The 26,271-nt window shown below is 61.7% G+C and carries 20 protein-coding genes and 5 pseudogenes; 15 read left to right on the plus strand and 10 right to left on the minus strand.

Going from position 1 to position 26,271, the window contains the following annotated elements:
• Nucleotides 1-34: 34 nt before the first annotated feature.
• Nucleotides 35-928: a LysR family transcriptional regulator gene (locus M1D43_RS29860; protein ID WP_040120657.1), complete on the minus strand. Its 894-nt coding sequence runs from the start codon at nucleotides 926-928 to the stop codon at nucleotides 35-37.
• Nucleotides 929-1,058: 130 nt separating this feature from the next.
• Between M1D43_RS29860 and M1D43_RS29865 the strand changes: the two genes are divergently transcribed.
• From M1D43_RS29865 to M1D43_RS29890, 6 genes and pseudogenes are all read left to right on the plus strand, one after another.
• Nucleotides 1,059-2,246: an MFS transporter gene (locus tag M1D43_RS29865; RefSeq protein ID WP_318859762.1), complete on the plus strand. Its 1,188-nt coding sequence runs from the start codon at nucleotides 1,059-1,061 to the stop codon at nucleotides 2,244-2,246.
• A pseudogene (locus M1D43_RS29870) lies at nucleotides 2,243-2,699 on the plus strand (cyclophilin-like fold protein). The gene M1D43_RS29865 and the pseudogene M1D43_RS29870 overlap by 4 nt, the downstream one beginning before the upstream one ends.
• Nucleotides 2,700-2,730: 31 nt before the next feature.
• Entirely contained in the window at nucleotides 2,731-3,813 is a 1,083-nt protein-coding gene (locus M1D43_RS29875) for an alpha/beta hydrolase (RefSeq protein ID WP_498814603.1), read from the plus strand.
• 86 nt (nucleotides 3,814-3,899) lie between these two features.
• Entirely contained in the window at nucleotides 3,900-4,646 is a 747-nt protein-coding gene (locus tag M1D43_RS29880; protein WP_153320652.1) for an SDR family oxidoreductase, read from the plus strand.
• Between the two features lie 193 nt (nucleotides 4,647-4,839).
• Entirely contained in the window at nucleotides 4,840-5,634 is a 795-nt protein-coding gene (locus tag M1D43_RS29885) for a carboxymuconolactone decarboxylase family protein (protein WP_088195789.1), read from the plus strand.
• Between the two features lie 35 nt (nucleotides 5,635-5,669).
• Nucleotides 5,670-6,143: a (R)-mandelonitrile lyase gene (locus tag M1D43_RS29890; RefSeq protein WP_088195790.1), complete on the plus strand. Its 474-nt coding sequence runs from the start codon at nucleotides 5,670-5,672 to the stop codon at nucleotides 6,141-6,143.
• 477 nt (nucleotides 6,144-6,620) lie between these two features.
• Here M1D43_RS29890 and M1D43_RS29895 read toward each other — a convergent pair.
• From M1D43_RS29895 to M1D43_RS29910, 4 genes and pseudogenes are all read right to left on the minus strand, one after another.
• Nucleotides 6,621-6,784: pseudogene (locus tag M1D43_RS29895) on the minus strand (LysR family transcriptional regulator); the annotation flags it as partial.
• 398 nt (nucleotides 6,785-7,182) lie between these two features.
• Complete coding sequence (locus M1D43_RS29900) at nucleotides 7,183-8,427, minus strand: epoxide hydrolase family protein (protein WP_498814815.1); 1,245 nt, start codon at nucleotides 8,425-8,427, stop codon at nucleotides 7,183-7,185.
• Nucleotides 8,428-8,745: 318 nt separating this feature from the next.
• Nucleotides 8,746-8,943, minus strand: a complete 198-nt coding sequence (locus M1D43_RS29905) for a hypothetical protein (RefSeq protein ID WP_127627022.1) — start codon at nucleotides 8,941-8,943, stop codon at nucleotides 8,746-8,748.
• Between the two features lie 30 nt (nucleotides 8,944-8,973).
• Entirely contained in the window at nucleotides 8,974-9,996 is a 1,023-nt protein-coding gene (locus M1D43_RS29910; protein ID WP_088196366.1) for a DUF3095 family protein, read from the minus strand.
• Between the two features lie 417 nt (nucleotides 9,997-10,413).
• On the opposite strand from M1D43_RS29910, the gene M1D43_RS29915 reads away from it, so the two are divergent.
• The 3 genes and pseudogenes from M1D43_RS29915 to M1D43_RS29925 all read left to right on the plus strand — a co-directional run.
• Entirely contained in the window at nucleotides 10,414-11,463 is a 1,050-nt protein-coding gene (locus M1D43_RS29915) for an alpha/beta fold hydrolase (RefSeq protein ID WP_153320654.1), read from the plus strand.
• Nucleotides 11,464-11,468: 5 nt separating this feature from the next.
• Nucleotides 11,469-12,002 (plus strand): cytochrome P460 family protein, encoded by a 534-nt coding sequence (locus tag M1D43_RS29920; protein WP_127627025.1) that lies wholly within the window; start codon nucleotides 11,469-11,471, stop codon nucleotides 12,000-12,002.
• Nucleotides 12,003-12,082: 80 nt separating this feature from the next.
• Nucleotides 12,083-12,278: pseudogene (locus M1D43_RS29925) on the plus strand (IS3 family transposase); the annotation flags it as partial.
• A gap of 32 nt (nucleotides 12,279-12,310) precedes the next feature.
• On the opposite strand, the gene M1D43_RS29930 reads toward M1D43_RS29925, so the two are convergent.
• Nucleotides 12,311-15,082 (minus strand): ATP-binding protein, encoded by a 2,772-nt coding sequence (locus M1D43_RS29930; RefSeq protein WP_153320657.1) that lies wholly within the window; start codon nucleotides 15,080-15,082, stop codon nucleotides 12,311-12,313.
• A 392-nt stretch (nucleotides 15,083-15,474) separates the two neighbouring features.
• Here M1D43_RS29930 and M1D43_RS29935 point away from each other — a divergent pair, with 392 nt between their 5' ends.
• The 4 genes and pseudogenes from M1D43_RS29935 (at nucleotide 15,475) to M1D43_RS29950 (ending at nucleotide 19,604) form a co-directional block, all read left to right on the plus strand.
• A complete protein-coding gene (locus M1D43_RS29935) occupies nucleotides 15,475-16,746 on the plus strand; it encodes an epoxide hydrolase family protein (protein ID WP_234827265.1) in 1,272 nt (423 codons plus the stop codon).
• 38 nt (nucleotides 16,747-16,784) lie between these two features.
• Complete coding sequence (locus M1D43_RS29940; RefSeq protein ID WP_088195795.1) at nucleotides 16,785-17,195, plus strand: organic hydroperoxide resistance protein; 411 nt, start codon at nucleotides 16,785-16,787, stop codon at nucleotides 17,193-17,195.
• 23 nt (nucleotides 17,196-17,218) lie between these two features.
• A complete protein-coding gene (locus M1D43_RS29945) occupies nucleotides 17,219-17,995 on the plus strand; it encodes an alpha/beta fold hydrolase (protein ID WP_088195796.1) in 777 nt (258 codons plus the stop codon).
• A 274-nt stretch (nucleotides 17,996-18,269) separates the two neighbouring features.
• Nucleotides 18,270-19,604: pseudogene (locus M1D43_RS29950) on the plus strand (acetamidase/formamidase family protein).
• A gap of 448 nt (nucleotides 19,605-20,052) precedes the next feature.
• On the opposite strand, the gene M1D43_RS29955 reads toward M1D43_RS29950, so the two are convergent.
• From M1D43_RS29955 to M1D43_RS29965, 3 genes and pseudogenes are all read right to left on the minus strand, one after another.
• A complete protein-coding gene (locus M1D43_RS29955) occupies nucleotides 20,053-20,376 on the minus strand; it encodes a type II toxin-antitoxin system RelE/ParE family toxin (protein WP_127668144.1) in 324 nt (107 codons plus the stop codon).
• Nucleotides 20,373-20,648: a type II toxin-antitoxin system ParD family antitoxin gene (locus M1D43_RS29960; protein ID WP_013845882.1), complete on the minus strand. Its 276-nt coding sequence runs from the start codon at nucleotides 20,646-20,648 to the stop codon at nucleotides 20,373-20,375. The genes M1D43_RS29955 and M1D43_RS29960 overlap by 4 nt, the downstream gene beginning before the upstream one ends.
• 160 nt (nucleotides 20,649-20,808) lie before the next feature.
• Nucleotides 20,809-21,642 (minus strand): annotated as a pseudogene (locus tag M1D43_RS29965) (plasmid partitioning protein RepB C-terminal domain-containing protein); the annotation flags it as partial.
• A 327-nt stretch (nucleotides 21,643-21,969) separates the two neighbouring features.
• On the opposite strand from M1D43_RS29965, the gene M1D43_RS29970 reads away from it, so the two are divergent.
• Both M1D43_RS29970 and M1D43_RS29975 read left to right on the plus strand, forming a co-directional pair.
• Entirely contained in the window at nucleotides 21,970-23,169 is a 1,200-nt protein-coding gene (locus tag M1D43_RS29970; protein ID WP_028005114.1) for an NAD-dependent formate dehydrogenase, read from the plus strand.
• 480 nt (nucleotides 23,170-23,649) lie between these two features.
• Entirely contained in the window at nucleotides 23,650-25,290 is a 1,641-nt protein-coding gene (locus M1D43_RS29975; protein ID WP_127668145.1) for an HAL/PAL/TAL family ammonia-lyase, read from the plus strand.
• A gap of 85 nt (nucleotides 25,291-25,375) precedes the next feature.
• Here the strand turns inward: M1D43_RS29975 and M1D43_RS29980 are convergent, their stop codons facing one another.
• Nucleotides 25,376-26,254, minus strand: coding sequence for a LysR substrate-binding domain-containing protein (locus M1D43_RS29980; RefSeq protein WP_088195799.1), 879 nt, complete (start codon nucleotides 26,252-26,254; stop codon nucleotides 25,376-25,378).
• Nucleotides 26,255-26,271: the final 17 nt, after the last annotated feature.

The following is a 26,271-nucleotide window of genomic DNA, read 5'->3' on the forward strand; positions in this document are numbered from 1 at the left end:
CCGTGGAAGGCTCACACAAGCAAGCGGCGCGTGTTCAGCTCCGATGTCTCAGAACATCGACGATCAGTGCCATCGCGGGAGACATCTGGCGTCGGCTGGGATAGTAGAGATGGTATCCCGCGAACGGCTCACTCCAATCGTCGAGGACAGCCTGCAGCGTTCCCGCCTGGATGTGTTCTTCCACGAGGTCCTCCGGAATGTAGGCGATCCCGTATCCTTTGACGGCGGCGTCGATCTGGGAGATCGAGGAATTGAAGCTGAGCTGCCCCTCGACCCGGACCCGAAGCTCCCTCCCGTCCTTCTCGAACTCCCAGGCATAGAATCCGCCCCAAGTGGCTTGGCGCGTGTTGATGCAGACATGGCTGACGAGGTCCTGCGGGGTCTCGGGGATCCCGTGCCTGGCGAGATATTCCGGGGAGGCTACGGCGCGCAGCCGCCAATCGGGGCCGATGCGCACGGCGATCATGTCCTTGTCGACGCTCTCGCCGAGCCGGACGCCGGCGTCGAAACGCTCCTCAACGATGTTGCGCATCCCGTTGTCGCTGTAGAGCTCGACCTTGACGTCGGGATTATCGGCCAGGATGCGGCTGAGCTTAGGCCAGACCGTTGTCTGGAGAGCATGATCTGAAAGCGTCAGGCGCACAGTGCCTGACGGCTTCTCCCGGAAAGCCACCAGATCCGCAAGATCTGCCTCGATCCCCTCGAATCTTGGAGCGAGCGACTGTAGCAGGCGCTCGCCAGCCTCCGTTGTTGCCACGCTGCGGGTCGTCCGCGTCAGCAGGCGTACTCCCAGCCGCGCCTCCAACTGCTTAATCGTATGGCTGAGGGTCGACTGAGAGGTGCCGAGCGTGGCCGCGGCCTTGGTGAAGCTCTGCTCCCTCGCCACCTCGATGAACCACAGCAGATCCTTCACATCCTCCCGCAGCATGACCAGCTAGGCTCCTATTGATGTTCCGTATCGATAACTTCATGCGGATTAGCACGGATTGTTGGCAAAGTCCCTCGGCAATATCTTTCTCCTGCAAGTCGCGAAACGCGAGCACGCAAGGATCCATGACATGAGCATAACCTTTCAAGATGGCATCGAGAGCCAGAAGGCCGCTTGGGGAGCAGTATTCTCCATGACGCTTTGCGTCTTCGTTCTGATCGCCTCCGAGTTCATGCCGGTCAGTCTTCTGACACCCATTGCGTCGAGCCTGAGCATCTCCGAGGGACAGGCCGGGCAGGCGATCTCGATCTCCGGCGTCTTCGCAGTCATCACAAGCCTCTTCATCGCGACGATCACCCGTCGGCGCGACCGGAGGATCGTGGTTCTCGGACTGACCGCTCTTCTGACGGTCTCCGGCATTATCGTGACGTGCGCGCCAACATATCACGTCCTCATGATCGGCCGCGCGCTGCTTGGCATCTCGATCGGAGGCTTCTGGTCCATGTCGACAGCGATCGTCATGCGGCTTGTATCAGGGAGCCAGGTGCCTGCAGCGCTGGCCCTGCTCAACGCCGGGAATGCGATCGCCGCGACCATCTCGGCTCCGGCCGGCAGCCTCCTGGGCGCATACGTCGGCTGGAGAGGCGCGTTCTTCCTCGTTGTTCCGGTGAGCCTTCTTGCGATCCTCTGGCAGTTTATCAGCCTTCCTTCGCTGCCTGTCCGGGCCGGCCAGTCTTCGCCGAACGTGTTGAGGTTGCTCCGGCAACCCCCTGTCATCGCGGGGATGATGGCGATCCTGCTCCTGTTCATGGGACAGTTCGCGCTCTTCACCTATCTGCGACCTTTCCTGGAGCAGGTAACTGATCTCGGCATCGAGACGCTTTCGCTCAGCCTGCTCGTGATGGGCCTCGCTGGGGCGGGTGGCACCTGGTTGATCGGTAGACTGCTGAGGCAGCGTCTGTTCAGCATCCTTGTTGTCATACCCTTGGTGATGGCAGGAATCGCCTTGTTCCTGATCGCTTTTGGAGACAGGGAGCTTCCCGTGTTCGCCGCACTCGTTGGCTGGGGCCTCTTCGGGACAGCCGCTCCTGTCGGGTGGGGAACCTGGCTCAGCCGATATCTCGCCGATGACGCCGAGGCGGGAGGAGGGTTGCAGGTCGCGGTCATCCAGCTCGCGATCACGGCAGGAGCATCGATCGGCGGCCTCCTCTTCGACACGGTCGGCTGGTGGTCCGCCTTTGCCCTCAGCGCAGCCTTGCTTGTCGGCTCGTCTCTCGCGTCGATCGCCGCCTGGTACACCGTCAGGAGAGCCTCATGAGCTATCGGCCGCCCTTCATGTCGCGCCGGACCCTGGTGCTAGTTGCTGCCGTCCTTGCTCTGCCAGGCCTGGGTCGCACCGAACCCAACAACAGGAGCCGACTGACGTGAAGATAAGGCTTACCTTCGGCGACCACACGATGACGGCGACACTTTACGACAATCCGTCCGCCCGTGACTTCGCCTCCTGCTTCCACTCGATCTCGAGATCAAGGGCTTCGGATCGAACGAGAAGATCGCATACCTGCCACGCAAGCTGACGGTCGAAGGACACGGACCCTTCTCCGACGAGCGGCCATACGACCTCTGCTACTACATGCCCTGGGGAAATCTCGCGATGTTCTACGCCGACTACAAGCATCCGGGCCTCGTCCGCCTCGGTCGCTTCGAAGACGGCTATGAGGCGCTTCACGTCCCTGGGGAATTCCCGCTGCGCATCGAGCGCATCCAGTGACACTCAACTCATCCAGACAGGAGATTTCCAAATGAGCAAGCACATTGAGAGGCAGGACGGCTTCAATTCGAGCAGGCGCGGCCTGATGAAAGCAACCGGTGTCGCCGTCGCGGCCATGAGCCTCATCCCGGCGGCTGCCGGCACCCAGGCCCTGGCTCAGACCACGGAATGGGACAAGACGTTCCCGAAGAGCGACAAGGTCGACCATCAAAAGGTCTCGTTCAAGAACCGATATGGCATCACGCTGACGGGAGATCTCTACCTCCCCAAGGAGCGAGGCAACGGCAAGCTGGCCGCCATCGTCGTCAGCGGGCCGTTCGGCGCGGTGAAGGAACAGTCGTCCGGGCTTTACGCGCAGACGATGGCAGAACGTGGATTCGCGACGCTTGCCTTCGATCCATCATATACCGGAGAGAGCGGCGGTGAACCGCGTAACATCGCCTCGCCGGACATCAACACCGAGGACTTCAGTGCCGCGGTGGACTTCATCGGGCTGCGGTCAGAAGTGAACCGCGAACGGATCGGCGTTATCGGCGTCTGCGGCTGGGGCGGAATGGCTTTGAATGCCGTTGCCGTCGACAAGCGCGTCAAGGCAGTCGTCGCCAGCACCATGTACGACATGACGCGCGTCATGTCCAAGGGGTACAACGACACAGTCACACTGGAACAGCGCACCAAGACCTTGGAGCAGTTGAGCCGGCAGCGTTGGGTCGATGCGGTAAAGGGTACTCCTGCGTACCAGGCGGCGTACAACGCCGAGGTCGGTCCAGATGCACCGCAGTTCATGGTCGATTACCACGACTACTATTCGACGCCGCGCGGTTATCATAAGCGCGCTGTCAACTCGGGCAACGCCTGGTCGCAGACCACGCCGATCTCGTTCATGAACATGCCGATTCTGACCTACATCGCGGAGATCTCGCCGCGTCCGGTGCTGTTCATCCACGGCGAGAAGGCTCACTCACGCTACTTCAGCGAAACCGCCTTCGCAGCCGCCGCGGAGCCGAAGGAACTGATGATCATTCCGGACGCAAACCATACCGACCTTTACGACCGCATGGACAAGATCCCCTTCGACCGGATGGCCGAGTTCTTCGGTCAACATCTGGCATAAGCCAAACTCGCCGGTCGAACTAATCGTAGGCGGCGAGGTGACCTTCTGGTCACAACGCCGTCTCGCTTCTCGTCAGGAGACACGAAATGACAGACAACATCGCTGGCAAGACCATCGTGATCACGGGCGCCTCGAGCGGCATGGGTGCCGCAGCCGCCCGGTATCTCGCAACCAAGGGCGCCAACGTAGTCCTTGGAGCGCGCCGCTCTGATCGGATCGACGCCCTAGCCGCCGAACTCAACGAAGCCGGCCACAAGGCCACTGCTGTAGTCACCGACGTGACGAGGCAAGAGGACCTGCGGAAGTTGATCGACGCGGCCGTTGAGACCTATGGACGGGTCGACGTGCTCATCAACAACGCGGGCGTCATGCCGCTTTCGCCCATGGATCGTTTGAAGGTGGACGAATGGGACCAGATGATCGACGTCAACGTCAAAGGCGTCTTGTACGGCATCGCCGCAGCGCTCCCCCATATGAAGGAGCAGAGGTCGGGCCACATTATCAATCTATCCTCCGTGGCCGGCCACAAGCTCTTCGGGGGCTCGGCAGTATACTCGGCCACCAAATTCGCAGTGAGGGCATTGTCGGAGGGGCTGCGGCAGGAGATGGCGCCTTACAACATCCGCACGACGATCATCTCGCCCGGCGCCGTCAAGACGGAGCTGCTGGACCACATCAGTGAGAAGGACGTGCAGCAGGCGAACCAGGATTACGTAGGTCAGGTCGGCGTCCCAGCCGACACGTTTGCCAGGATGGTTGCCTTTGCAATCAACGAACCCGAGGATGTCGCGGTGAATGAGATCCTGTTCCGTCCGACGGCGCAGGAACTTTAAACCAGCCTTTTGACCGCCCGGCGGCGGTTTCCGACTTGACCCAAGACGGCCGAAGGACAGCCCCTCGGCCGTCTTCGTCTTTGCAGTGTCGCCGACGTTTGATGTCGAGATCGGATAGACCCTATCAGAAACGGCGTTCTAATCCTGCGTTTCCTCGCTCCTATCTCATGGTGGTTGGTACACCATCGAAAGGATGACGACCGTGAAACTTCTGGCAGCCGCCACCCTCACTCTTGCGACCATCGCATCTTCACCCGCCTTCTCCCAGCAGAGCTCGACCATGACCAGATCGACAAGCGTGTCTTCGGACGAGATCCGGAGCGTTTCCCCCGCTCTCGGGCGATACGAGAAGGAGGACGTCGTCGAAGGCCTGTGGGCCCGCCCGCAGCTTTCCGTCCGCGATCGTAGCGTCGTCACGGTCGCCACCCTTATCGCCCGCAGCCAGACTGCCGATCTTCCACACTACATGAGCCTCGCGCTCGACAACGGCGTCACGCCGAAGGAGCTTTCCGAGATCATCTCGCATCTTGCATTTTATGCGGGCTGGACGAACGCCACGTCGGCGGTGGCTGTCGCCCATGACATCTTCGCCGAGCGGAACATAGGCGCAGATCAGTTGCCTGAAGCTTCTCCGGATCTCATGCCGCTCAACCGGGAGGGTGAGGCTGCACGTCAAAAGGCGGTCGAAGGCCTACTGGGCCATGCATCGCCTGGGCTGGCAGACTTCACGACGGATCCGCTGTTCAAGGATGTCTGGCTGCGACCGGATCTCTCGCCGCGTGACCGCAGTCTCGTGACCATCACGTCCCTAATGGCCAACGGCCAGGTGGCTCAGCTCGCAGGGCACCTCAACAGGGCGCTCGACAACGGCCTCACTCGCGAGCAGGCGGGCGAGGTCGTGACGCAGATTGCCTTCTACGCCGGCTGGCCGAATGCTTTCTCGGCAGGGCCTGTCGTTGCCGAAGTGCTCAAGAAGCGCCAGCCGTGAGCGAAGAAGGCCATACCGAACAGGAAGATTGATCCATGAAGAACACCCTCATCGCAGCCACCCTTTCCACCATGGCATTAGTCGACGCGCCGGCCGCAAGATCCGAAAGCATTACCGTCAACCCCGTAGGCGCCGCAGCGTCTGTCCTCGCGGATGCGAAGAACTTCACAGGCCACGTCGTCGTCGATATGCTTCTGCCTAGTTCACTATCGACGCCAGCGTCATCCGGACTTGTCACGTTCGCACCCGGTGCTCGAACAGCGTGGCATAGCCACCCGCTTGGTCAGATGCTGATTGTCACAGCAGGAAAAGGGTGGGTGCAACGGGAAGGCCAGGATCGTCAGGAGATCACGCAAGGCCAGACGGTATGGATCCCAGCCGGTGTCAAGCACTGGCATGGTGGGACTGCGCGAAACGCCATGAGCCACTACGCCATCACCTACATCCAGGACGGCAAGAACGCTGAATGGATGGAACTCGTTTCTGACGAGCAGTATCTTGACAGGTAGCGCCGGCCCACTCGCATCGATGATCCGGAAGTTGAACGACCGTTGCTGCAGGCTGTGGAACTGGCTTAGCATACGACGACAGACTACGGTCCCGCACCCGTCGGGGCCGTGCCTCTGTTTTTCTATGGTCGCCCGTGAACGGAAACGCCGTGAGATATCTCAGCGTCGGCGTCGAAAATGCGCTGGAGCTAGCGGCTCGCACCTCTATCCTAGGCGCCAGCCCCTGCCTCAGTGCCTTAGCTTCCTGCACTTGAATGTTGGCATGTCCGCTTTTTCGTTCGCCCGGCTGGAAGCAGACTGTCTCTTGTCGGCCCCAATTGAGACGCAGGATCACGCTGGCCAAGTATACGCTCAAGAGGTCGAAGGTTCGATCCCATTCAAGGCGAGGGATGTAAGTCGGTTCCGGGGCCGGTTCCAGACCGGCCGCCTTGGGGGCACCGATCAGGGGCATAATCCATCGGATCTGGTTGACTCATCCTAACTGCGATGCCGCAGCGCGTCGACGATGACTTTGAACGCCGGCAGGTTCTGCCGGCGGCTCGGATAGTAAAGGAAATAGCCGTCGAAATAGGCGACCAGTCGCCGAGAACTTGCACCAGTGCACCGGATGCGATCTGCCGCGCCACGATGTCCTCCGAAACATTAGAGCGAAGCCTCGTCCTCAAGTGTGCCAGGCACAGGTTCTGACAAGGAGGATCCTCAGGACTTTACGACTTTACCGGAGGCCAGAGCCGCCACTCCCTCGAACGAAGCGGCCGTCCGCAGGGTGCGCCGATGCGTTCGGTCTCCTGCTTCTTCTTCGGTTGCTTCGCGCATAGAACAAAAAAGGGACGGGCACCGAACGCAGAAGACGTGCTTTGAACGAGGCGTCAAAAGTCCATTCCGCCAGTGAACTTCACGGTCGTCAAAGGGAGCATTAGACCGTGCGCGTCTTCATCTGTGTGCTCTCCGAAGATCGCTCCTCCGCTTTGATCGTGCCTCATCTCAAAAGTCGTCCGGAGAATGCGGCGCGCACGGCGCGCACCGCATTCGGAAGAAGTCACCTCGCTTTGCGCAACGACCGAAATCCCTCGCGCATATCCTCGACAAGCGCCTGTGGCTGTTCCCAGGCGGCGAAGTGACCGCCCTTGTCGTGGCGCTTGTAGAAGATCAGGTTGGGGAAGGCCTTGCGCGACCAGCTTTCCGGAGCGGTGTAGATTTCGTCCGGGAAGGCGCTGACGGCGACCGGGATGGTCACACCCTTCGGCGCGAAGAAGGCGAGCTTGCTTTCCCAGAACAGCCTGCCCGAGGACAGCCCCGTTTGGGTCAGCCAGTAGAGCGTTATGTTGTCGAGGATATCATCGCGCGACAGACCTTCGCTCGCCCGGTCGAAGACGCGGTTGATCAGCTGCTGGCTTTCCGGGTCGTGGTCGATCATCCAGGCGGCGAGCGCTATCGGCGAATCGTCCAAGCCGTAGAGTGTCTGCGGCCGGGCCCCCATTTCCAACGCGTAGCCGACACGATTCTTGTAGAAGAAGTCGAGTTGCTTCCAGGCATATTCCTCATCGCCCGTAAGGCCCGTCGGCTGTGGGCCGCCGGCCAGTGCCGCCGAGATGGAGTCGGGAAGCGTGCCGGGCATATTGGTGTGGATGCCGAGCAGGCCCGCCGGCTTCTGCACCGCCATCTGCTCGTTGACAGCATCACCCCAGTCGCCACCCTGCGCGACATATTCGTTATACCCAAGGCGGCTCATCAGCGTGGCCCAGGCGCGCGCGACGTGTTGCGGATCCCAGCCGAGTTCGGTGGGCTTGCCCGAAAAGCCGTAGCCGGGGAGCGAGGGAATGACGACATCGAACGCATCAGCCGCAGTGCCGCCATGTGCTGTCGGGTTGGTCAGCCGGTCGATGATCTTCAATTGCTCGATGATCGAGCCGGGCCAGCCATGTGTGATGATCACCGGCAAGGCGTTCTCGTGCTTCGACTTCACATGGATGAAGTGGATGTCCACGCCGTCGATACTGGTGACGAACTGGGGATATTTGTTGATGTTCGCTTCGGCCTTGCGCCAATCATACTGGTTAGCCCAGTAGTCGGCGAGCTTCCGCATTGTGGCGAGCCGCACGCCCTGTGTGTCGTCTGCAACCAATTCCTGGCTCGGCCAGCGAGTCGCTGCGACGCGCCGGCGAAGATCGGCAAGTGCTTCGTCCGGGAAATTGACGGAGAAGGGACGGATAGCGGTATCGTCGGTCGTACCCGCGGTTAAACTTCCTTGGCTTGAGGTTCGGGCGCTGGCGCCGGCCGCCATCTGAGGCGCGAGCAGTAGGCCCGCGACGGCGACGCCGATGGTGGCGATGCCCAGCAACCGGCGTCGATTTTGATCAATGGTTTTAGGGTTGTTGAAATTCATAAAAGTTCTCCTCAGGTTGATGTGAACGGTCTCGGCTCTGCTTGCGTGCCGGTTCGTATCGAGGAGAAGGAGAAACAGCCCGTTATGCGATGTGATATGCTGTCAGTCGCCGTAATTGCCGTTTGCTGTGGTGGCGCGCAGGTACAGCGCCCATTGTGATCGCGCGTGGCCTGCCATTGCGGCGACCCCACTTTCAGCATGGGTAATGATGCACTCTCATGACACGAAATGGCGTTCGCGAGCGACCGCCAGCAGCAGCCATGTGCGATACGCGTTGTGGTTGGTGCCAGCACTGAACTGGCTGCCTCTCCACAGGAACACCAAGGTGTTGCGGCCGTCTGCCCGCGTCGCTATCGGCTTTGAGCTGTCTGCAGGAGGATGTGGAACGAACGCGCTCTTGAGCGAAAAGGTCATGCCTCCGCACCGCGTTCTATAAAACCACAGTCACTTTGTCAGGCTAATCCGTGACATGTTGTCTGCAGCCGTCGCGTATCCGCCGTCTGCGCCGTCGAGGAAATGCAGGTGCCCCTTCAAATCGGAGGACGGGACGAAGCACGTCATCAGGGCGTGTGTCTGGCGGTGTGCGCCATAGCGGATTTGGCCTTGCGACGACGCGTCTCTCAATATCTCCTCCGCCCTGTCCGCCTGTGCGGCGGAACAGTCGAGGGTCAGTCGCAGGATGTCGTCGTATTTCCTGAAATCGGAATTGGCGGCCACCTCCAACCACTTGTCGGCGTCAAGCTGCTTGTCGTGTTTTGCCGTGGGCATCGTCAGCGGCAGCGGATGGCCTTGTCTCTGATCCTCCCGAAATATCTCGAGAACACGCCGCGCCAGTTGCGCGAATGTTTCCCTGCCTTTCGCCTCCAGCGGCTCCGCCAGCAGGGACAGGATCAACCCATGACGGTTTGGGATTGGCCTCCATTCGCACGACAGCCCGGAGAGGTCAGGTCTTGAAACGTCATCGTCCGGAGTGATGGCATATCGTCCCCGCTTGACTTCCGCCTCGGCCCATTTGCGACCGCCGCCCGCGAACATGGCGTAGACCGCATGCTCGGAGGCAGCGTAGCGGGCGATTTTGACATCATGCCCATTGGCGCGGATGTCGCGGACCGGAACCAGCCCGCCGCGCAACTCAAGATCAAAATCGTTCCGTGCCAGGACAATCACCTGTCGCAATACGCTGGCTGCTTGCGCACGCCGATCTTGCGGCACGGCGAATGACGTACCGTCTCCGGCGAAGGCGAACGGAAAGCTGTAGTCACCCAGTTCGGCGCCAAGCGCGGCGATCACCGACACCCCGACAAAATTGACGTCTTCATACGCACCGCGTCGGATGGCCGCGGTTGAATTGACCACATCGGTCACCCCGATCAGCCAGTCCTCTGGTAGCGGATCATAAGCTGCCTGGTCGAGGATGCGGTCAAAATCATCATATGTTCGGGCCAAATGCGCCTCGGTTGCAGTCATCGCCAGCTCCATCAGGACCACCAATCAGGTATCGATCCGCGACTGGACGGACATCGATCACGCATAATGCATGGCAAATTCGTACGCAATGAGCCCGTTATGCGGCGTGAGGAACGGTTATCCCCAAGGCGCGGGAGTGGAGCCGCATAAGGAAACTTGCGACTGTAAACTCATCCTAACACCAGCGGCATAGACCGGCGAACAAACCAACCCGCTAAAACAACCCAGTACAAGTCATACAACGGCCTCGGCATATATCTCTGCTCCCCGGCCGTCATTCACGCGAATGAAGCATGAATGTCGATGTTAGCGATTGGACGGGCCACCACTCATAGAACTTCATGGCGTCTAACAGGCGCTTGGCTGACAGCGAGCCTATGGTGGCGCTTCTTCGAAAGCAGGCTGAAGGAAAGAGTCATGACCAAAATAACTCCGCAAACCATCAACCCGGACCGGCGCGCCTTCGTGTGTGGAGCAGCAGTGATCGCCGCGACCGTGCTGACCGGCGCGGCGCAGGCCGAAAGCGGCGCTGCGGGGCGCAAAACTACTTCGCAGGCACCGGAGATCTTCGGCCCTATCCGGCAGATCGACGCCGGTGTGCTCAATATCGGCTATGTCGAGATGGGTCCTGAGGCGGGTACGCCGATCCTGCTGTTTCACGGCTGGCCCTACGACATCCATGCCTTTGCCGAGGTGGCACCGCTACTCGCCAAGAAAGGCTATCGCGTCATCGTGCCCCATCTGCGCGGGCATGGCACGACGCTGTTCCGCTTGGACGCGACTCCACGCAATGCACAGCAGGCGGCACTGGCCGCCGACGGCATCGCGTTGATGGATGCGCTGGGCATCAAGAAGGCGATCGTCGCCGGCTTCGACTGGGGCGCGCGCACGGCCGATATCATGGCGGTTCTCTGGCCGGAGCGCTGCGCCGCACTGGTCTCGGTCAGCGGCTATCTGATCGGCAGCCAGGCGGGGAATGCCAAACCGCTGCCACCCGCCGCCGAGCTCCAATGGTGGTATCAATTCTATTTCGCGACCGAGCGCGGGAAGGCGGGTTATGCCGCGAACACCAACGCGTTCAACAAGCAGAGCTGGCAGCTCGCCTCGCCGAAATGGTCCTTCGACGATGCCACCTTCGATCGCTCGGCAGCCGCCTTCGCCAACCCCGATCATGTCGAGATCGTCATTCACAACTACCGCTGGCGGCTGGGTCTGGCCGACGGCGAGGCGCAATATGACCCGCTCGAGGCGAAGCTGGCGGCCGCGCCCGCGATAACGATCCCCGCGATCACGATGGAAGGCGACGCGAACGGGGCGCCGCATCCGCAGCCGGAGCAATATCGCGCCAAATTCACGGGGCCCTATGCCCACCGCCTGATCACGGGCGGTATCGGTCACAACCTGCCGCAAGAAGCCCCGGCCGCCTTCGCGCAGGCGGTGTTCGACGCGGCGAAGCTCGCGCGATGAGCGGGATGCGAAGGGTCGGCGCCTCCGCCCTGATCGGTTCGACGTTGCTGTTCGGCATCTCGACCGGCGTCGCTGCATTGCGCGACGATGAGAGGGCGTCGCCGATCTATGGCGTCGAGCTGCCCGAAGGCTACCGCGACTGGAAGCTGATCAGCGTCGCGCAGGAGAATGGCCGGAACAACGACATCCGCGCCATCCTCGGCAACGACGTCGCGGTCAGGGCTTTCCGCGAAGGCAAGCGGCCCTTTCCCGACGGAGCGGTCATCGTCCGCCTCGCCTGGCGTTATGAATCCTCCGCGCGCAACGACAAGGTTTTCCCCGCACCGCAGTCGTTCGCGGCGGGGACACCAACCAATGTGCAGGTCAGCGTCAAGGATCCGAAACGCTATGCCGCGACCGGCGGCTGGGGCTATGGGCAGTTCGAGGGCGGCCGGCCAAACCCCGACCGGGCGCTTGTGCAGTCCTGCTTCGCCTGCCACCGGAAGCTGGAGACGCTCGATGCCGGCACCGATTTCGTCTTCACCGGCTATTCCCGCTGATCGCTGGCGACGCGCCTCCGGAAACGAACTCACGGCCGGTAATGCCAAGCATGACCGGCCGTGAGCGTGCGCGCCGACGGACGGTCGACGTGAAGACGTTGCACGCGAAGATCGGGGAGCTGACGCGGGAGAACGATTCTTTGTCCGGCGCGCTCGGGAAGGCCGGACTTCCGAGCGTAAGGCGATGATCGACGGTCAGCATGACCTGCGCTCTGTCGACAGGCGAAGGTTCTGGAGATCAGCTTGGGCAGCGCTTCACCAGCGGACTGCGCACTACCTTCCGGTCACTGAGCGAATAAGTGGCTGGTTCAGGATGCGTGAGTGCTGGTCAAGGCCGCGAGGTTCGCGCTAGACTTACGCTCCCAGGCCACGGCGCCTTGCTCACGGGCGAGCGTGATCGCTTCGCGCAGCAGCGTTTCGCTTGCGGCGGCGTCGCCATCCAGCCGATACGCGATTTCCGCCTTGATCCGCAGCAGTTCGGGCATGACGAAAAGCTCGCCGATCGCTTCGCAGCGGGAGACCGCCGCCTCGATCAGCGCGCGCGCTTCCTGAAGGCGGGAGGTGAGCAACAAATCCCACGCGAGCATGATCGTGAGCGGAGCGATGAGCAGTTCGTACCTGGCCGAGCGCAACCCGGCAAGGCTCTCTGCGATCGCGTCCAGCGCGGCCGGTGTGCCCTCGCGCTGGAAGGCTAGTTCGCCGCGAAAGCCGCTGGCAGCGGCGATATAGGGATCGAGCGCGTTTGACTCGGCGGATTCGGTAAAGACGGCAAGCGCTTCTTCGGCAGCGGTGAAATCGTTCATCCACAGATGAATGACCAGCGACCACACCAGGGCGATGCAATGCGTGATCCCGTGCTGAAGCTGCGCGGCTTCGCGCACCGTCTGGCGGGCGAGGCGGCCCGCCGCTTCAGGCTCGCCCAGCAGCCAGAGCGTGTAGGCGAGCGCGATGCCCGTTCGGCTGCGATTGTCGAAGCCGTAGCGGATCGTCCGGCTGCGCAGCGAAGGCCCGCTCTTTTCCATGGCCAGCTCGAGTTCCTGCCGCGCGCGCACCAGATTGCCCGCCAGATATCGCGAAATCCCCGATAGTGAGAAGGCGACGCTCAGAGCCTCGTCATTGCCGATTTGCGTCGCGACTTCGACTGCGCGCACCGCATGGGCTTGGGCAATAGCGTAATTGCCGAGGCGCTTGTGGAAGATGTGCAGGCGTGCCAGCATCCGTAGCTGGTTCCAGCGATCCTCCAGCCCGGTAGCGAGGTCGAGGGCGCGGTCAAGCGCATCGCCGGCCGCTGTGCCGTTCCCGCGCGTGAACATCAGCGCAATCCCCAGCGCCCCCTGCAGCTCCAGTTCCAGTTCGCGCGGCGCCCCCTCGATTTCGGCCATCGCGCGCTTGCACCAGGTCTGGCACTCAATGAGGTGCGACAGGTTGAGGAAGACGGGCGCGCTGGCAGCGGCGAGGCGCACACCGATCTTTCGGTCGCCGTCTTTGCCGAAACTCCAGTCGAGCGCATGGCGAATGTTGCCCAGTTGCAGGCGGAGAGGCTCTGAGTCTTCCAGCGCCTGCTCGTCCTGCCCGGCGACCGCCTCCAATTCGCGAAGATAGAAGCTCGCGTGTCGGGCCGCCGCGGCGGTATAATGGTCGGCGCCCCGCGCGCGCAGTTTCTCGCGGGCATAGGCGCGGGTCATCTCCAGCAGCCGGTACATCCCAGCGCCACTCGAGCGGTTGGCGTTGACCAGCGACTTTGAGATCAGTTCATCAAGTGCAACGGCGACGTCGTCCAGGCCAATCGCCTCGTCCGAGGCGATGTCGAGCGCGGCGTCGATCGAGAACGGCCCAACGAAGATGGAAAGGCGCTCGAACACGATCCGCTCCAAGTCGGATAGCAGGTCATAACTCCAATCGAGCGTCGCCTGCAGTGTTTGCTGGCGCCGTTGTGCGGTCCGCCGACCCAACCAACCCAGGCTGAACCGTTCGCCAAGCTGGCGCGCGGTCGCCGCGATGCCATGGGTTGCGGCGCGCACGGCGGCGAGTTCGATCGGCAACGCCATGCCGTCGAGCCGCCGGCACATGCCGGCGATGAGGCGGATGGCCTTCTCGTCTACGTCGAGCGCGCTGTCGGCGGCGGCCGCGCGCTCGCAGAACAGTTCCACCGCCGGAAAGGTAAGGATTTCCTTCACCGCCAGCGTGTCCGGGTCTTCCGGATAGCCCAGCGGGTCGAGGCGATGGACATGCTCGCCGCGTACCCGCAGCGTCTCGCGCGAGGTGGCGAGAATGCGTATGCCGGGCGCCTCGTCCATGATGCGTTCGACCATCGTCGCGGTCGGCTCCATGACATGCTCACAATTGTCGAGCACCAGCAGGAAGCGCCGACCACGGACATGACCGAGGATCACCGCAAGCGCGTCCTCGCCCTCTACGGTGAGCCCCATCGCGCCGACGATCATCGATGGAACGATCGCCGGATTCTCCAGCATGCTGAAGTCGACGAAAGCGATACTGCCGCCGAATTCAGCAGCCGCCTGATGTGCGATCTCGATCGCGAGTGAGGTCTTGCCGACGCCCGCCGGGCCGACGATCGTAAACAGCCGCGCTCGGTCGGCTTGCTCCTTGAGCAGCCGGATGTCGCGTTCACGCCCGACCAGATTGGACAAGCGTGGCGGCAGGTTGGTGGAGTTGGCGGCCACTCCGGTCTCGATCACGTCGGCGATTGACGGGGACGAAGGGACAGCGGGCATATCGCCCGCCGGATCGACTCGCTCGGTCGGGGCGACGAAGGCGTAGCCGACGCCGACCTGCGTCGCGATGTAACGCGCGCCGTCCTCGCCATCGCCCAGCAGCTTGCGCAGGCCCGCCATATGGAAGCGCAAGCTGCCATCCTCGACCACGACGTCGGACCAGACTCGCTTCATCAGTTCGCGCTTGGACAGCACCTGCCCAGGCCGTTCCGTCAGGGCAACAAGGAGGTCGAGCGAGCGTCCCCCAATCGGGACAGGCTCCCGATCCTTGGTCAGTAACCGCTCACCTGGCGACAGGCAGAAAGGGCCGAAAACTATTTGCTCGCCAAGATGCCGATTCTCCATGATCGCCACGACTATACCACTTCCGTACCCATGCCCCCCGTGTTGCGCTCCCACGGTGGCGAAACAGCAAAGCGGGCGCTGCCAGCGGCTCAACGGCCGTCAGCATCACCCGCCACTAACGATTCTCCTTATAGTTGGTATAGATGGTGCGCGCATTAGAATTTCACGCCTGATCTTTACCCAGCTCGAATAGCTGCCAATCCCGTTCATCTCATCCGAAGTGAAGGAGTAGGCACGCACCCACGGCCTTGCGAATTCGATCGTGACCGTGCGGTCCCTGATCGGGCCCTATCGCGAACGCTAACACCGCATCACGGCGCCTAACAAGCGTCCGGCGGCGATGTCGCTTTATCTCTCTCCCAACCAGTTCACATCGGTTGAGGAGACGAGCTTTGTTCGAGAATTTTTCCACTTCACGTCGCCAATTCGTTGTTGGTGCCGCCGCCGTCGGTGCGATGAGCGCCATTCCGTCAATTGCCCGCGCTCAGGCGGACGGCACGGCTATTCGACCGTTCAAAGTCGACATTCCCGCCTCCGATATCGCGGCGATGAAGCGCCGCATTGCGGAGACGCGCTGGGCGGATGCGCAGCCTGTCCTCGACGATGGGCAGGGCGTGCGCCGCCAGACGCTGGAGCCGCTAATGCGCTACTGGGCTGGCGATTATGACTGGCGCAAGGTCGAGGCTCGGCTGAACGCGCTGCCAATGTTCATGACCGAGATCGACGGGCTGGACACCCACTTCATCCATGTCCGCTCGCGTCATGAAAACGCGATGCCGATGATCCTCACGCATGGTTGGCCGGGGTCAATCCTCGAATTCATGCGGGTGATTGATCCGCTGACCAACCCGACCGCGCACGGCGGCAAGACGGAGGACGCCTTCCACCTCGTCATCCCGTCGATCCCCGGCTTCGGATTTTCCGCGCGGCCGACAGTGCCGGGCTGGGGTTCGGATCATATCGGGCGGGCGTGGTCGACGCTTATGCTGCGCCTCGGCTATGATCGCTATGTCAGTCAGGGCGGCGATTGCGGCTCGGTAATCTCGCAGCGCATGGCGTTGCAGCATGTGCCCGGCCTACTCGGCATCCACCTCAATATGCCCGCCGTGGTGCCCGCCGATATCGCCCGCACCCTTGCTGCTGGCGATCCTGCTCCGGCGATGCTGACCGCCAAAGAACGCGGGGCGTTCGACCAGCTCGAAGCCTTCTATCGCGACAACTCGGCCTATGCGGCGATGATGAACACCCGGCCGCAGACCATCGGTTATTCGCTGGTCGATTCGCCAGTCGGCATGGCCGCGTGGATGTACGAGAAAATCGCGCAGTGGGTGTACGCCGACGGCCAGCCTGAGCGCGTCCTCGGCCGTAACGCGATTCTCGACGATATCTCGCTCTACTGGCTGACCGGCACGGGCGCCTCTGCCGCCCGGATCTATTGGGAGGATCATTCCAACAATTTCAACGCGCGCGGCATCATCGACATGCCGGTCGCGGTCAGCGTCTTTCCGGGAGAGATCTTCCGCGCGCCGAAGAGCTGGGCCGAGCGCTGCTACACCAACCTCTTCTATTTCAACGAAGTCGGCGACGGCGGCCATTTTGCCGCCTGGGAACAACCCGAGCTGTTCACCCAGGAACTCCGCACGGCCTTCCGCTCGCTTCGCTGACCCCGACCCCACACTTTATTGCAAGAAGGAGATAGACCGTGACCACCAAGACCCTCTACACCGCCGACGTGCATGTGACCGGGGGCCGCGACGGCGCCGCCAGGAGCAGCGACGGCCGCCTCGACGTCAAGCTGTCCACTCCGGGCGGACCCGGTCAGGGCACCAACCCGGAGCAGCTTTTCGCGGCAGGCTGGTCCGCCTGCTTCCAGGGCGCGATGGGCATCGCCGCCAAGGCGAAAGGCGTCACCCTGCCGGCCGAGCTCGCGATTGATGCGCAGGTCGAGCTTCGCCACGGCGACGACGGGTATTCGCTCGCAGCGCGGCTGAACGTCCATGTTCCCGGCACCGACCCGGAAGTCGCCCGCCAGATCATCGAGACCGCGCACCGCACCTGCCCCTACTCCAAGGCGATCAAAGGCAACATCGACGCCGTGGTCGCGCTCGTCTGACCTCGGGTAACAAGGACATCGACATGAAGAAGATCCTTGCCGGTGGGCTCGCGCTCGCCGCCGCGCTGCTCGCTTCCGCCGCGCACGCCCAACCCGCCAAGCCAACCGTGGTGCTCGTCCATGGCGCCTTCGCGGATTCGTCGAGCTGGAACGGCGTCGCCACCATCCTCCAGCGCGACGGCTACACGGTCGTCGCGGCACCCAATCCGCTCCGCGGAGTTCGCGCCGACGCGGATGTCGTCGTCGATGTCGTGAAGAGCATCAACGGTCCAGTGGTGCTAGTCGGCCATTCTTATGGCGGCTTGGTCATCAGCGAAGCGGCCGAGGGGCTGTCGAATGTGAAGGGGCTGGTCTATGTCGCCGCATTCGCGCCAGATGCTGGCGAGACGGCACTCGGGCTGACCGGCAAGTTTCCGGGCAGCACGCTCGGATCCGCCCTCGCGCCGCCGGTCAAGCTGATGGCGGGCGGCAACGATCTCTACATCCTTCAAGCACGCTTCCACGACCAGTTCGCCGCCGACGTGCCCGCGGCGCAGGCGCAACTGATGGCCGCCGGCCAGCGCCCGGTCGCGGAGGCGGCGTTGTCGGAGGTGTCCACCCAGCCGGCGTGGAAGACCGTGCCCTCGTGGTTCATCTATGGCGACATGGACAAGAACATCCCGCCGGTCGCGATGGGCTTCATGGCGGAGCGGGCGAAGTCGCGGCAGACCGTGGTTGTTAAGGGCGCGTCGCACGTCGTGATGGTGTCGCATGCACCGGAGGTCGCCGGGCTGATTGAGCGGGCCGCCGCCGTCCAGTGAGGTTGCGGCGCGGGCTTCTGCCCGCGCCTAGACACAGATGCACGGACAGCCATGCTCTCACGGTTGGCAGTGCGCTCGTATCCCCACGAGATCAGCCCCGCTGACACTGAGCTTATGGTGTTCGAGGATCGGTGTGGCGGCCTCATTGGCGTAGTTCGCCACGCTCAGAACTAGCCGATGCTGGCTACAGCATCAGCGTTCTCGGCCGAGGCAATTCGGCCCAGTAAATATTTCGATTCCACATCTAACTAAACCAATAAGCAGGGAGGTAGGTATGAATAGAATATCGAAGACAGAGGTTCGTGGGGCAACGACGCTTTTCGTGAATCAGCTCACCAACGGGACGCTGGATCCAGCCCAGCCCATGCTCGGCCCTGTCGCTGATGGGGGCGTCATCGTCGCTAACCCAGCGCCAGGCTGTTAGGGCCCAATGATCACGCCGGAAATCCGTGGCGGCCACGAAGTCACGCATCCTGTTGCTGTGGAGGGGGCAGAAGTCGGCGATGCGATCGCGATCCGCATCCGCTCTATTGTCGTGACATCGGCGGCCACGTCGTCGGGAAGCGATACCGTGATGGCCGGCCGGCACAATGGCGACCCCTTCTGCGCCGCAGTTTGCCCAGGATGCGGAATCGAATGGCCCCATACGAGAGTAGAAGGTATCGGGCCAACCTCGATCCGCTGCACGAACTGCGGTGCCGACGCGACGCCGTTCATCTTCGAAAACGCGTATACGATGGCGTTCGACGAAGAACGCCAAATCGGTTTAACGATAGGACGTGCCGCTGCGGAGGGCATGGCGTGTAACGCCTCCAAGGTCATGGCCGTACCCGACAATTCAATCCAGCACCCGATCCTGCTGTTTGCGCCCTCTGATCTCGTCGGCGTCGCGACACGCTTGCGTCCCTTCCTCGGTCAGCTCGGCACTTCGCCATCGAAGCTGATACCGGACTCTCACAATGCCGGCGATTTCGGTCACTTCCTCCTCGACGCCCCGCACGCTTTCTCGATCTCCAAAGACGAGATCGCAACCCATATTACGGACGGCCACCTGGATGACAACACGGTCCGAGAGGGCGCGATCATGATCTGTCCCGTGAAGGTTCCAGCCGGCGGGATTTATATGGGCGACATCCATGCCATGCAGGGCGACGGCGAGATCGCCGGCCATACGGCTGACGTCGCAGGCACCGTCACGCTCGAGGTTAGCGTCCTCAAAGGCCTTACGATCGACGGCCCCATCCTTTTCACTGTTCCCGAGGACCTCCCGCATCTCGCACGCCCTCTGAACGAAGAGGAACTTCGCCGCGCCCAGTCGCTAGCCAAGACACACGGCGTCGAGGTGATCGAGAAGGATGCGCCGATCACCTTCGTTGGCTCAGGTCGGACCTTGAACGACGCCACGGACAACGGTCTGCAACGCGCGGCGGATTTCTTAGGCATTAGCATCGGCGAGGTGAAGAACAGGGCGACAATCGCGGGTGCGATTGAGATCGCCCGGAATCCCGGAGTCGTGCGCGTCACCTTCCGAGTCCCGCTCTCCATGCTTGACAAGAAGGGCATCGGCCATCTGGCACGCAGCGTCTACAATCTAAGAGACGGGGAATAGCGACTGGCCGGCAGATTCCGCAGGCCAAAACATTTGCCTGCAATTCTCCAAGAGTCGTTGCTGCGTGTGGGCCTGCACTGACCGGTGAAGCTCCGACCGGCAAACCGAAGCGCTGCAGAATTCAGCGGCATTAGGCGCGCCGGCAGGGCGGACGGCTATGAGACGCCATCGTCAGCCGGCTTCCGCCGGCACGCCTTTGCAAAGTGACGATCGTCGCCATGAACTGCTCATCCATCGGCATGACGCTTCCTGGGCCTTCAGAGCAAAGGGTATTAACGCGAACTCCACCCGACCGAGACGGCCGGAACCGGCAAGATGTCGCCCAGTCCGGATGCGTCCCTCGCCTTGAAGGGAGCAGAACCTGAGACCCCGTCATTTGACGTCTGACGCAGTTGAGAGGATACGAACCGCCGGCCCACCAATAGCTTCGGCGGGAATGTCCGAGCGGTCAGTGATTGTTCGGCTCCTGCATCCATTGCGGAATGTCTCGCTTGCCATGTAGCACGCGCCACACATCGACATGATCTGGCTGGTCGCGATAGAAAATGAGATAGGGATATCGCTTCAGAGAGACACTCCGTAGGTCAGGCAATCCCAATTCGTATGCATATCGCAACGATCCGCCCTCCGGATGGCTCGCGATCGAAGCGTACGCCGCTTGAAGTGCGTCGATAAATCCGAGGGCGACCTCGGTTCCTGCTTCGCGTGCATAATAGTCAATGGCCGCCTCGACATCGCTGCGCGCCAACTGCCGCGGGATAATAGTCTTCACTTGCTGTGCTCACCACGAACTCGATCGCGCAGACTGGTGAAATAATCCGCGTCGACCGGCTCAGTTGGTGCGGACGAGGCTCCGTCAAGCAACAGCCTGCGTAACGCGAGGCGATCCTGATCTCGACGTATCAACTCCCGAATATACTCACTACTTGTCCCATAACCCCGTCCGGCGACTTGCTCATCGACGAAGCTCTTAAGGTGGTCCGGCAGGGAAATGTTCATTGTGCCCATGCAAGTGACTATACCGGTTTTGGCAAAAATTGGCAAGACCGCTCGCTTCCCTTCAACCACGAGACCGACGCCGCAATGCCGAATCCGCAGCATGGCAGTGACGCAGGTTCCCGTCGATACATTATGCAATCCTGGACGAACAAGCCGGGAACGTTTCGTGCTTCCAGTGGGCCACGTCTCTTCCCCATAAGGAATTTTACGCCTCCGGGGCCTCCGGCTGAGGACCGATCGCTTCGATCTCGGCGATTTTCTGAAACTCCCCAAGATATTCTTGGCGGTGATACGAAAGCCACCGGGTGATGCGAGTGTTGGCGAGGAGCTTGGCAACGTATCCGCGTGCGACGGTAAGATGCAGATTGTCGATGCCGTAAGTTTCCTCGACGCTTTTCACTTGAGTCTGAAGTGCTGCCAGTTCCCTTTCCATGCGAGCAATCTGCTGGCCTGGCGGCGTGGATGCAGCAGCGCCTGTCATCTTTTTGGCTGCGACCAACTGGCTGTGAGGCGTGGCAGCGCGTATCGCTCGCGCGAACATAAGCGTAAAATTGTGCTGACCGATCATCAAATCTGCCGCTTCGATTTGCCGAACGGCGTTCATCTGCCGCAGGACATCGAACACCTTCATCGAGCAGGGCGTGTCTTTCAGCATCTCGGCTACCTCGGGCTGATGCCTTCCAACAGACGGAACCGGCGAATGACGGACTCTGAAGCCCCAATGCATCGGCTATATCGGCCGAAGAAACGCCCCGCTCGATGGCACGAGCAATCATCCTGTGCTCCTGGATCGGGGCCAGCCGGTTGACCCGCTTGTTGTAGTGTAGGTGTCGTCGTCAATCGCAACCAAACACTCGACCTTCGCGAAGCCTAGTTCCTTCAGTGCTTCCAGCCGCAGGTGTCCATCGAGCAGGTACCAGGTTCCCGCGCTCCTTGTATCTGCAAAGACCACCGGTGCCTCGACGAGTCCAATTATCCTGATCGAGCTCAGGACCTGCCCAAACTTCCGGCTCTCGCGAACACCGATCCGCAGGAACTTGTGCGCAACGTCCCGGTTCTTTAGCCCGGAACGTCAACATCTTCGCAACAAGCCGTGCACGGGACTCGTGAAGAACGGCTCCCTTCGACCCAAAGCGAGGTCGTACGAATTCATCTGCCCTCATGCAGCGCTGCGGCCACTTGAAACCTCGCCCGGCTCCTCCATCTTCTCGCGCAGTACTAGCGCCACGAACGTGGGAGGGCCAGGAGCAAGCCTGCTGCCCACAGATCGTCAACAGAGCATGTCGCCCTGCTGTTCGTCCGCATTGACCGGCAGTCTTGAACAGGTCGCGCCCTTCCTCTTCGTTTCCGATGAAGGGAGATGGAAATGGCAAAGGTCGTTTGCGTACTTTATGATGATCCGGTCGATGGCTACCCGACGGCTTACGCGCGGGATGGCCTGCCGACGCTGGAGCGCTACCCCGGCGGCCAGACGCTCCCCACCCCGAAGGCGATCGACTTTGAGCCAGGCGCCCTCCTGGGCAGCGTCTCCGGCGAACTGGGTTTAAGAAAATTTCTCGAAGGCCAAGGGCATACCCTGGTGGTGACATCGGACAAGGACGGTCCCGACAGCGTCTTCGAGCGGGAGCTCGTCGACGCCGAGATCGTCATCTCGCAACCTTTCTGGCCGGCTTACCTCACCGCCGAGAGGATCGTCAAGGCGGCCAGGCTGAAGCTTGCGATCACCGCCGGCATCGGCTCGGACCACGTCGACCTGCAGGCCGCGATCGACCGCGGCATTACCGTCGCGGAGGTGACCTATTGCAATTCGATCAGCGTGTCCGAGCATGTGGTGATGATGATCCTCAGCCTCGCGCGCAACTATATCCCCTCGTACCAGTGGGTCGTAAAAGGTGGCTGGAACGTCGCCGACTGCGTTGCGCGATCCTATGACATCGAGGGCATGGACATCGGCACGGTGGGCGCTGGGCGGATCGGCACCGCGGTGCTGCGCCGGCTCAAACCGTTCGATGTCAAGCTGCACTACACCGACCGGCACCGGCTTCCGGACGAGGTCGCGAAGGAGCTCGGCGTTACTTTCCATCAGACAGCGGCGGAAATGGTGCCCGTTTGCGACGTCGTGACGATCAACGCGCCCCTCCACCCGGAGACGGAAAACCTCTTCAACGAGGCGATGATCGGCAAGATGAAGCGCGGTGCCTATCTGGTGAACACCGCGCGCGGCAAGATCTGCAATCGCGATGCCGTCGCACGGGCGCTCGAAAGCGGCCAACTCGCCGGCTATGCCGGTGACGTTTGGTTCCCGCAGCCGGCGCCCAAGGACCATCCGTGGCGCTCGATGCCCCATCACGGCATGACGCCGCATATTTCGGGTTCCTCGCTCTCCGCCCAAGCGCGCTATGCCGCGGGCACGCGAGAGATTCTCGAATGCTGGTTCGAGGGCAGGCCGATCCGCGAGGAATATCTGATCGTCTCCGGCGGCAAGCTCGCCGGCGCCGGCGCCCACTCCTACAGCGCCGGAGACGCGACTCGCGGATCCGAGGAAGCAGCACACTTCAAGACCTGAACGCGGGCGGGCTTTTCTGAGGCCCTGCGGGGCAGCCGCACGGCAAGTTGATGTTTCTCTAGCGGCCGTCTTACAGTTCACCGGTGTGATCTCTGCGATCACCGTGTTCAGCAAGCCGTCAGAATCACTCTGCCACAAGCATCTGCCGTGGAGATTTGAACCTTGGGCGCCTTGAAGGGAGTTGAACCGTCGGCCTTCGAATTGGGCTTTCCGCTATCGCATCAAAACGTTGTATCCCAGAGCTCCAGAAAGCTGGTGTTTTCGTTCCCTCAGCCTGAGCGACGGAACTTCCATCGGCCGGCGCGAGAGAACTGGAAGTCAGTTCGCCGAAGGAAGGTCGCTCCCTGATCATCGATCGACGCGTGAGTATCTACCGTCCATCCCACATGAATTTCATTCAAGTGGAGTTTAAATCTCATCATTTGCGGTAATTTCTCCCACCTTCGATAGTTCCCCCATTCCAATGGAAGGGGAATTCAGATGCGAATAGATAGTCTTTTCCACAGTGTTGTCGGCGCTTGCCTATTCTTTTCCAGTCCAGTTATGGCCGATGTTCTTTTGAACGGTCGCAACGCCACGCCCGAAATGATCGTCCGTGTGGCAAAGGGTGAAGCCGTTGCGGTCGACGGCGAAAGCCTCGACAAGGTCGAACGAGCATATGCCGTGCTTTTGCAGGGCGCGAAGGAAGGGCAGGAGATCTACGGGCTGACCGTCGGCGTCGGGTGGAACAAAGACCGGAAGATGGTCGATGCCACCGGGGAACTCACGCCAGAGCTCATGGAGGCGTCGCGCGAATTCAACGAAGGGCTACTGCGCGCGCATTCCGTGGGGGTCGGCCCGGATGCCGCAGTTCCGGTCGTTCGCGCCGCCATGGCTGTCCGCCTCAATAACATCCTGACGGGCGGCCCGGGCGTTCAGCCTCACGTCGCCGAGATGCTAATCGGGTTCCTGAACAAAGGCATCACGCCGACCATGCCTTCGCGCGGCTCCGTCGGTCAGGCGGATATGACGCTGCTAAGCCATATCGGTCTTGCCATGCTCGGTGAAGGCGACGTCGATTATCAGGGCCGCCGGATGCCGGCCGGAGAGGCTCTAAAGTCCGCCGGCATTGAGCCGCTAAAACCGTTTGGCAAGGACGGCCTCGCGATCCTCAGCTCCAATGCCTACGCCGCGGGTCTCGCTGCCCTTGCCATCCACGATGCCGAACAGCTTCTCTCTACTTCTCGCCTCGTCTATGCGCTCAGCCTTGAGGGCCTGAACGGCAACGTCTCCCCTCTTCTCGAGGACGTCGCGGCGCTCCGGCCCTTCCCGAGCCATTTGAGCTCGACCGCCGAACTGCGGGCGCTGCTCGAAGGCAGCTACCTGTGGCAGGCGGATGACAAGCGCATCCTCCAGGATCCACTGAGTTTCCGCACTGCGCCCTACCTGCTCGGCAGCTTTGCCGACAGCCTCGCGCGTACCAAGGCGCTCGTGCAAATCCAGATCAACTCCTCGGACGACAATCCCGGCATTGTAGTGGGCGTTGAGCCGAAGTCGGACCTCTTCCAGGCGCGGAGGGGTTATGTCGAAGGCGGCGCGGTGCTTCCGACGGCGAATTTCGAGCCTCTGCCGTGGATCATCGCCTTCGAGGAACTCGGCATAGTACTGGCGCACCATACGACGGCATCGTCCGAACGCGTCCTGAAGCTCAACAACCCGACCCATACGAAGCTCACGCGCTATCTCGGCACGGAGAACACACACCACGCATTCCTCGTGGTCGAGGCACCGCTGATGGCGCTGGCGACAGAAAACCGGGCGCTGGCGCAGCCCACATCCTTCGACTCCCGCCCGATTGCCGGCGGCGTCGAAGATGTCGGCACGAACGCGCCCTTCGTCGTGGAGCGTATAAGGACGCAAATCGACAACAGCTTCACCATCCTCTCGATGGAACTGTTGCATGCCGCGCAAGCGGCGGATCTTCGCCTGAAGGAGCATCCGGAGCGGAAACTTTCAACGGCGACAGCCTCCTTCCACGGCGCGTTCCGCGATAAGGTGCCGTTCCTGGATCGGGACCGATCCATGACCCCGGACATCGCCGCCGGAGCCGCTTTCCTGAAGGACTATGCGCTGACCAACTGAGCCGCCAGCAATACGCGCGAAGGTCTCCCGCACTGTCGGCTCTCAACGTGACTGTTGCGAGCCGCTTTTTTCGTCCGCGGCGACGTCAACCTTGGCTCTGGATCCATTGCAGAAATTTGCGGACTGCCTTCTCGCTGGCGCGCCGCTGCAGATGAACGAGATACCAGCCGCCGGGCTGCATGACATCGGAAGTGAGCGGTGCGACGAGATTGCCGTTGGCAATGTCCCCTTCCACCAGAAACTGCGGAACGACGACCACGCCCTGTCCATTGGCGGCTGCTTCAATGGCGAGCAGGTTGCTGTCGAAGAGCGGCGACGATTTCTGCGAAAGGCCAGCTAGCCCGATACTGGCAGCCCAGGTCTCCGCATCCTCAGTAGTCCCGCTGACAGAAAGAAATGAGAAATGCCGCAGATCCTCAGGTGTCTTGATGGCCCTGGCTATGGCAGGCGCACAGACACCGACGAGTCGTTCCCGGCGCAGCAAAGTGTAAGTGAGGTTCGGCCGGTTCGGTGCGCGTGTATAGATTAAGCCGACGTCGGCGCGATCCGAATTGAACTCCCAGTCGAGGAGGCTTGCATCCAGGTTCACGGCGATCTCCGGAGAGGACTCCTTGAATGTCTGGAGCCGCGGTATCAGCCAGCGCACGGCGACAGTGACATAGACCTGGAGAGTCAGCGAGGCGGGCGTGTTGGTTTTGCGGATGAGATCGGTGGTCAGCGCGATCTTGTCAAGCGCATCCTGAACCACGGGAAAGTAGACCGCTCCCTCCTGGCTCAGTTCCACGCGGCCTGGCAGTCGCACAAACAGTGGCGTGCCGAGATTGCGCTCTAGCGAGGCGACCTGGTGACTGACAGCGGATTGGGTAACCCGAAGCTCTTCTGCCGCCGCCTTGAAGCTCATGAGCCGCGCCGCTGCCTCGAATGCCCTCAGCGTCGTCAGGGGAGGTAAATTGCGACGGACCATGCTCGCAGCCCCACATG

Source organism: Ensifer sp. R1-3 (assembly GCF_056739175.1).